The organism is Prevotella sp. oral taxon 306 str. F0472, assembly GCF_000257925.1.
Lineage (GTDB): Bacteria > Bacteroidota > Bacteroidia > Bacteroidales > Bacteroidaceae > Prevotella > Prevotella vespertina.
Window position 1 is genome coordinate 1 of record NZ_AJIN01000003.1, and the last position, 8,146, is coordinate 8,146.

An 8,146-nucleotide genomic window follows, 5' to 3' on the forward strand; every position below is an offset into this window, starting at 1 on the left:
TTCAGTCTTTCCTTTCTCCTCCTTTTTCTTTTCCTTATCTTCTTTCCACTCTTCCCAGTAGATAGAATCAGACACTAGCGAACGAGTGGCAACCTTATTACTCTGTGTGCGCGAAGTTTCAGGAATAAAGCGGACACGGACATTCTTAATCTGCTTTGCCGTTACCTCTTCAGGCTTCGCAATACCCTTGTCGGCATTGATGGTGTAGTAAAACGTACCCACGCCTTCCAACTTCACCGTGCGACCTTCCGCCATAAAAGCAGCCATAACAACTCCTAAGTCCTTCAACACAGCATACGTGTCACCACGACTCACGGTCGAAATCAATGCCAAGCGGTCAGCCACTTGGTCGGTTGTTACAGGCTTTCCTACGGTTATCGCTTCAGGATACCATAGCCCTGTTAGCTTCTTCTTTACTTTCTTAAAAAATGCCATAATCTCAATGTTTTAAAGTTAGTAAATATAATATGTAAATTATTTTCTTATTCGAGCCACCCTCGGTATGGGACTGAGGGTACCTAAGTATCATACTTAGGGTACCTGAGTATCATACTTAGACCCCCTAAGTATCATACTTTGGTACCCTATTTATAAGCCCTTGATTATCAATTACTTACAAAGGGGTTATTTTAATCCCTTTTTGTCATGTTTTTTCGCATTAATTATCCCCGAAATCCGAGAAAGGTTGCGCAAAAAGTCCACCATCGCGATCATAACTATCCACCGCTACACCATCACCATGATTGTTGAATTGTAAACGGTATGCATTGTTTCCAGATTTTGGATTTGCACTTGACGACCAATAGAAACCGCCTCCCCATGCTGCAATGAAGAATTGACCATAACGATAAAAACCTAAGTTAGGTAAGTAAAAATAATTGTTTATATCAGTTACTGCAGGAAGGGCCTCTGAGGGGGTCTTGTCATAAAACTTCTTTATTGTGCGTAAGTCTGTTATACCATCTGCAGATTTTTGGGTATTGTAATGACCTTCTGCTTTTAAAACAGATTTCTTTTTAAACCACATACCACCTTTGTATATATGCCCCATTAAAGACCAAAGTTCATCATTGTCGCGATGTGGAGCTCCATACATACAATACCAAGACATCTCATTAGCATTAGGGAGATCTGTAAATGGAGTGTGGATAGCTGGATTACTTATACCAGAACCTGGATAATTCTCGTTATAATATCGCAAATCACTATGGTTCTGAGCATAGTTCACATTATCATTACCTTTCAGTACTGGCTGCCAAGGATTAGCACTGTTCCATTCATGATCATACCAGTAATTCTTCTGTGCGTCCCACATGTAATATCTGGTACCATCATAATCATGTGGGTCAAGGTTAGCAGTTATATCATGGATTGAACCTGCCGTACAATTAAGCGTAACGATCTTTGATACCGTTCCCTCTATCGTTCCGTCTGGATTATCTGTTGTATTGCGAAGCCAGTAACGAATACGGAATTTATGTGTACCAGGAGCAACGACTGCATAGGTTGCATTCTTGCTCATATCATCAGCAGAATTGTCTATTGCAAAGCCAGAGCCTGTGGTTACGGTGATTGTCTTTGAACCACCCGAGGCAAGCGTAAGTGTGCCATCAGCAGCCATATTGTAAGTTCCAGCAATCTCATCATCGCTCATAATCTCAACCTTAATCAACGTGCTGCGCTTTACATATTCGTTATTGGTACGAGGAATTAAGCAAAGATAGGAAGCTTTATGGTTAAGTGTGAATGTATAATCATTACCAGCTTTATTACCTGTTGCTATTCCGCAATCTCCCGACTCACCTGCATGATCAAAGTTATTTGGAGCAGACTGCGTTTGTGTTGCTTTAATCTCTACTTGTGGTTGTGAGCCTGTAACAGCCGTATTGGTGTAAATAATATCATGTGAAGCCCCTGTATATGTACCAGACAACGAAAACTTAGCAAAAGACTGGTTTGCTGCAGAAGGTATTGTCGCCGCAGCACTCTGCTGCCACGTTCCTCCATCATCTTTTACCCATATCTTGTCCGTACTATTCCAATTTACGGAAGCACCTGTGCCCTTTGTATGGTTAAGGATGGCTGTACGTGTTGTTGCATCTGGTTGAGACGTACCTGTAAAGACAGTTGTACCAACTGGGATATTATCTTTCTTCTGCTTATCCCCCTGTGCAACGTCATCATTCGCACAGCTGGCAGCAAACAACAAAGCTACGAAGCCATAACATATACCTCGCATTACTGAACCAATAGTCGTTCTCTTCATAAACTTATTCATTTCGTTTTCCTTTCTGATAGTTCTTAATAGTTTTCTGTACTATTCCAAGAAGTCTCTTCTTGGTCTTCTTCCTCTTCGTTAAAAAAGTTACGTTTGGCATCGCCCACTGTTGTGCCAGGTTGAATTGTTCCTGCATTACCACTGGCATGAAGCAATAGGGCTTCTGTCTCCGTACAAACAATGTTGCACTGGGGCTTTTGATAAATCTTTCTTTCAATTACTATCATTTCGTTTAATTTTAAGGGATATGCAGTCAGCGCATCCTACTTTGTTTATTGATTAAAATAGCTATTATTTCGTTCTTATTTTGCTCTAAACCGAGTTCACAAAAGGGCATAAAAAAGCGAACAAAGGAAACTCTTAGAAGTCCTTTGTTTACAGGGTTTACGGCACGCTTCGCGCGCGCGTATGCGAGAAGAAAAAATGTGTTATTGTACGCTAGGTGCGCATATTGTGTGTGTGTGTGTGTGTTAGCAAATTATTTGGATTGACCAAAGATAAAGTGCAAAAAGATGCAAAGAATCGGATAATTCTTTGCAGTACTTCGTTCACTTGATATGTCATTGCTAATTCTTTCACGGCGGCAAAGGTAAAAAGATAAAATGGAATGAGCAAGGAAAAGAAGGAAAAAAGCCTCCTTCACTCTCAAGAGAGGAAAGAAGGCTCTTTCATTTCCTTATCATTTAGTTCACAGAAACTATACGAAACGATAATCTGTAATAGCCTTAAAGCCATTAAGAAAAGAGGCAGCATCCATGCGTTTCTTTCCAGATAACTGAATATCCAAAAGTTCAAGCAAGTTATCTGTCGTATTCACATATAGGCGATTCTTCTCAACAACAAGGTTACCAACTGCGCCTGTAGCTGCACGATTCGTCTTTGATGTTTTATAGATTTTCATAACCAATGGTTTGCTCTCCGAACCATCATTCAAGACTAACGAACTCCATGCGCCAGGATAAGGACTAAGTCCACGAATAAAGTCATAAACAATCTTTGCTGGTTGACTCCAATTTATCTCGCAGGTTTCCTTAAATATCTTCGGTGCGCTCTTTAGTTCGATATTCCCTTGCTCTTGGGGTACGCTAATCTCGTCTAAGACATGAGAGAAATCAACATCTAAGTTATCTTTTGGTAACTTAGAGGCAATAAGATTGATTGTGTCGATTGCTATTGTTGCACCCAAGTGCATTAAACCATCATAAACATATTCAACATCAGCCGTATCAGGGATATCGAATGGCTTTTGCATAATAATCCTACCCGTGTCAATGTCTTTATCAAGGAAGAAAGTAGTAACACCCGTTTGCGTCTCTCCATTGATTACTGCCCAATTAATAGGAGCTGCACCCCGATATTGAGGCAATAGAGCTGCATGAACATTGAAAGTTCCTAAACGAGGCATTGCCCAAACGACCTCTGGTAACATCCGGAAGGCAACAACAACTTGTAAGTCCGCATGATAAGAACGAAGTTCCTCGATAAACTCAGGATCCTTCATCTTTACTGGTTGAAGTACTGGTAAGCCTTTTTCTAAAGCATACTGCTTAACAGCAGAAGGTTGCAGCTTCTCTTGATGCCGCCCAACAGGTTTATCAGGTTGCGTCACAACAGCTACTACATTATAATCGTTTTCCACTAAGACCTTTAAGGACTCCACCGCAAACTCGGGGGTTCCCATAAAGATGATGCGTATATCTTTACTATTCATTCTTTGAGATTTTACAATTAAGGATGCGGAATAAAATGAGAGTAAGAGTAGGACTTACTCGGCACTGAAATCTGCAACGAACTGACGATACATACTATACAATCGTATTCGTGAGATATATCCTACCAAATGACCATCTAAACCAACCACTGGTAAATACTGCGCCCCAGTACTATCGAACGTCTTCATCACATCTTCCATAGGGTCATTAACACCTAATGTAGCTGCTGGAGCTGTCATAAGTTGACTCACATGAAATCGATGATAAAGCTCTGTACGGAAAATAATATGGCGAAGTTTGGTAATATCTATCTCGCCCATAAGACTGCCACTTTCATTGAGAACAGGGATATAATCATTGCGGCTCGAACTAAGAGCATGAACAAGTTGTCCCATTTCCATATCAGGAGCAACAGAGGTAAAATCACGGTCAATAATCTTATCCATTGTCATCAATGTAAGGATAGACTTATCTGTGTGATGCGTGAGTAATTTGCCTTGTTTGGCTAATCGGACAGCATAGATACTATGGTGCTCGAAAATATTAATCGTCAGATAAGAGCAGATTGTTACTATAATTAAAGGTATAAAAAGCTGATACCCACCAGTCAATTCCGCAATCAAGAATATTCCTGTCAAGGGCGCATGCATGACGGCTGCCATAACAGCTGCCATTCCATAGAGCGTGAAGTTCTTCTCAGGAACATAGACACCTAACTGTTGAATATTCCAAAGACGAGCAAAGAAGAATCCGCCGAAACCTCCAATGAATAGTGCTGGAGCAAAAGTTCCACCACATCCACCTGCACCATTTGTAGCACTAGTAGCAAAAACCTTAGTAAGCATAACGAAACCAACATAGAGTACAAGTAAGTTCGTTTGACCAGCAAACATAGAACCGCTCATAACTTGCATCCAGTCAGCCTCAGTCTTCCCCTCAATAAATAGCCCTAAGCTATTATAGCCTTCACCATAGAGAGAAGGGAAAAGGAAGATGAGAGAGGATAGTACTAAGCCACCAACAAGTAGCTTTAGATAAGGATACTTAGAAAGTTTTCCGTAACCATTTTCGCACCACGACATAAGGCGCATGAAATAAAGCGAAATAAAACCACAAGCAATACCAAGGAGTATCGTAGGCGGTACACGTTCAAGACTCCAAAGATAATCCATTTGGAAGTGGTACATCGGAGATCCACCTGTGAAGAAGTAAGAAAAGCATGTTGCTGTTACTGAGGAAATAAGTATTGGTAACAAAGAAGCCATGGTAAGATCTACCATCAATACTTCTAGCGTAAAGACTAACCCTGCAATAGGAGCCTTAAAGATACCAGATACTGCAGCTGTCGCCCCACATCCCACAAGGAGCATGAGTGTACGATTGTCTAGATGAAAAATGCGTCCTAAGTTACTTCCAATAGCGGACCCCGTCAATACGATAGGAGCCTCAGCTCCAACAGAACCACCAAACCCAATTGTAATGGCAGATGCAACGATAGAAGACCATGTATTATGCGCTTTCAATCGAGATTGCTTCGTGGAAATAGCATACAGGACACGTGTAATACCATGGGAGATATTATCACGAACTATGTATTTGACAAATAAACTTGTAAGCCAAATACCGATAACAGGATAAAGCAGATAGAGCCAATTAATTGTCATCACATGGAAACCTGAAGTAACAAGTTCCTCTATCTGACCAATAATAATATGGAGAATATAAGCAGCTAAAGAAGCAAGAAAACCAATAGCAAATGCTAGCACTAAAACTAACTCACGATCAGATACATGCTTCTGACGCCAAACATCAAATCGAGAGAGAAAGCCTAATTTAGCCGATACTTCCATCTATACGTTTACTTATTTTCTAATAATTTTCACCTCACCATCAACACTCAACTTTATAATACTAGAAGGTGTATGGGGCTTATGTTCTTGACGACGAGACTGACAAACATAGTCTACACCATCAAGTATCTCTTGAGAAATATCGCAATAGTTCTGAGCAGCAGGCTCACCGCTTATATTAGCGGATGTGCTCACAATAGCTTTTTGGAATCGATAACATAATTCATGAGAGAAGGGTTCCTTTGTGATTCGAATGCCAATAGAACCATCTTCTGCTATCAAATTAGGTGCAAGGTTCACTGCACCATCTAGAATTAATGTTGTTGGTTTCTCTACAGCATCAATTAGTTGCCAAGCAACATCAGGGACATTATGAACATAACGTTGTAGACGATTATCAGAATCAACCAAACAGATTAGTGCTTTAGAATCGTCTCTACGTTTCAATGAATAGACTTTTGCAACAGCTTCTGCATTGGTAGCATCACAACCAATTCCCCATACAGTATCTGTCGGATAAAGTATGATTCCGCCTTGTTTCATCACCTCAATAGCTTTTTTGATATCGTCTTCCTGATTCATTTGTTGCTTTAATTAATTATAGATTAACTTTATTCCGAGTCGCAAAGATATAGTAAAAAAGTGAAAACACAAAATAAAACAACAAAAAAGGCTAACGCTATTAAGATAGGGACTCAAGAGTATAATATAATCTCAAGAATCACATCTAATATTAGCGTTAACCTTTTCTTTTAGATTGAGAGAACTTAATTAAAAAAGGATTCAACTGTAGTTCTATGTAAATATAGATATACGAACTTAGGCTTTACCTTTTATATATTAAGTCGAATATCTTTAAATTACAACTCCCATCCAATAGCAGATGCACCAAGAACTGCAGCAGCTGCATCATCAAGTGAACTTACCAAGAACTTTGGCTTATCACGGAAAATCTCCAAAGCATTCTCTCTATAAGCACGAATTAATGGCTCCATCAACAAGTCACCCGCTTTTGTTAAACCTCCAAAGAAGATAAATGCTTCAGGAGAAGAGAATGTCGCAAAATCAGCACATGCTTCACCTAACATCTTTCCAGTAAATTCATATACACGCTTTGCAAGTGCATCACCACGACCTGCAGCAATAGAAACATCAAGAGATGTAATCTCATCTATATTCAACTCACGCAATAAAGAATCTTCGTCACTCTCTTTTAGGAACTCACGAGCAGTACGTGCAACGCCAGTTGCAGAACAATAAGCCTCAAGACAGCCTGTACGACCACAACCACAGCTACGTCCCTTTTCGCCACGAACCATAATCACGTGACCAAGCTCACCAGCAAAACCATCTGAGCCATAAACCATCTGACCATTAATAACAATACCAGAACCTACGCCAGTACCAAGGGTAATCATTATGAAATCCTTCATTCCACGTGCAACTCCATACTGCATTTCACCGATAGCAGCAGCATTAGCATCATTGGTAAGACCAACAGGAATACCTAACTTCTCTGAAAACATATCACCCAATGGCACAACACCATCATGTCCCCATGACAAATTTGGTGCAATTTCTATCGTACCACGATAGAAATTACCATTAGGAGCACCAATACCCATAGCACGGAATTGTCCTATTCCACCATACTTTGCAATAAGTGGCTTCAATGCTTCAACACCAGCCTCTACAAAGTCATCTACTGTTTTATAGGCCTGCGTCTTAATTGAATTTGTCGCAAGTACCTGACCACGCTGATCTACGACACCGAAGACAGCATTTGTTCCTCCCAAATCCAAGCCAATAACAAATGGCTTTTCTAAACCAGTTACAACTGGTTTCTGTTCTGTTACGTCCATATGACCTACTAAGTTTTTAGTTTAATTATACTTGGAGCAAAGTTATGAAAAAACTAGAATACCACAAAGTTTTGTTTAACCTCAAATCCGCAACTAAGCCCTTGAAGGTTCTTATTGCGTTTACACGTCCTCTCATTACTGAATTTGCAGATAATTTGAACTTGAAGCACCCACTTCTGCCTACAATATCCCCTTACCCCACAATGTGACTTGAGGCAATACACAATATCATTCCCATAAGTTGTAGGCACTATCCAAAATCAGTCTGGAAAACATCTGCGTAAGCATAATTACAGGTATAGATATTCAGCACATACCGCCTTGATGTCTTGATCCACTTGGCTGGTACAGAGATAAACCTGAAGACAAACGCTTTTATGCGACTTGTTACATTGAGTCCGAACTTCTTTACGTCAAGTCTTTGAATAATGGCCTTGTAAAAGT

The 8,146-nt window shown here is 40.1% G+C and carries 7 protein-coding genes and 1 pseudogene; all 8 read right to left on the minus strand.

Going from position 1 to position 8,146, the window contains the following annotated elements:
* The coding region (locus HMPREF9969_RS00055) for an HU family DNA-binding protein (RefSeq protein WP_009433846.1) at window positions 1-435 on the minus strand (435 nt) is incomplete at its 3' end.
* Window positions 436-658: 223 nt separating this feature from the next.
* Window positions 659-2,278 carry a hypothetical protein gene (locus HMPREF9969_RS00060; RefSeq protein ID WP_009433844.1) on the minus strand — a complete coding sequence of 540 codons (1,620 nt, stop codon included), beginning with the start codon at window positions 2,276-2,278 and terminating at the stop codon, window positions 659-661.
* A gap of 23 nt (window positions 2,279-2,301) precedes the next feature.
* Window positions 2,302-2,505 carry a hypothetical protein gene (locus tag HMPREF9969_RS00065; protein ID WP_009433843.1) on the minus strand — a complete coding sequence of 68 codons (204 nt, stop codon included), beginning with the start codon at window positions 2,503-2,505 and terminating at the stop codon, window positions 2,302-2,304.
* 470 nt (window positions 2,506-2,975) lie between these two features.
* Window positions 2,976-3,989 (minus strand): methionyl-tRNA formyltransferase, encoded by a 1,014-nt coding sequence (gene fmt / locus HMPREF9969_RS00070; RefSeq protein ID WP_009433845.1) that lies wholly within the window; start codon window positions 3,987-3,989, stop codon window positions 2,976-2,978.
* A 54-nt stretch (window positions 3,990-4,043) separates the two neighbouring features.
* A complete protein-coding gene (locus HMPREF9969_RS00075; protein WP_009433842.1) occupies window positions 4,044-5,840 on the minus strand; it encodes a chloride channel protein in 1,797 nt (598 codons plus the stop codon).
* A gap of 12 nt (window positions 5,841-5,852) precedes the next feature.
* Complete coding sequence (locus HMPREF9969_RS00080) at window positions 5,853-6,422, minus strand: L-threonylcarbamoyladenylate synthase (protein WP_009433841.1); 570 nt, start codon at window positions 6,420-6,422, stop codon at window positions 5,853-5,855.
* A 278-nt stretch (window positions 6,423-6,700) separates the two neighbouring features.
* Complete coding sequence (locus tag HMPREF9969_RS00085) at window positions 6,701-7,702, minus strand: ROK family protein (protein ID WP_009433840.1); 1,002 nt, start codon at window positions 7,700-7,702, stop codon at window positions 6,701-6,703.
* A gap of 250 nt (window positions 7,703-7,952) precedes the next feature.
* Window positions 7,953-8,146, minus strand: a pseudogene (locus HMPREF9969_RS12335) (IS1380 family transposase); the annotation flags it as partial.

Bases quoted from the DNA above. Each gene is read 5' to 3' on its own strand.
- HMPREF9969_RS00060 (WP_009433844.1), bottom strand. From the start codon at position 2,278: ATGAATAAGTTTATGAAGAGAACGACTATTGGTTCAGTAATGCGAGGT.
- HMPREF9969_RS00065 (WP_009433843.1), bottom strand. From the start codon at position 2,505: ATGATAGTAATTGAAAGAAAGATTTATCAAAAGCCCCAGTGCAACATT.
- fmt (WP_009433845.1), bottom strand. From the start codon at position 3,989: ATGAATAGTAAAGATATACGCATCATCTTTATGGGAACCCCCGAGTTT.
- HMPREF9969_RS00075 (WP_009433842.1), bottom strand. From the start codon at position 5,840: ATGGAAGTATCGGCTAAATTAGGCTTTCTCTCTCGATTTGATGTTTGG.
- HMPREF9969_RS00080 (WP_009433841.1), bottom strand. From the start codon at position 6,422: ATGAATCAGGAAGACGATATCAAAAAAGCTATTGAGGTGATGAAACAA.
- HMPREF9969_RS00085 (WP_009433840.1), bottom strand. From the start codon at position 7,702: ATGGACGTAACAGAACAGAAACCAGTTGTAACTGGTTTAGAAAAGCCA.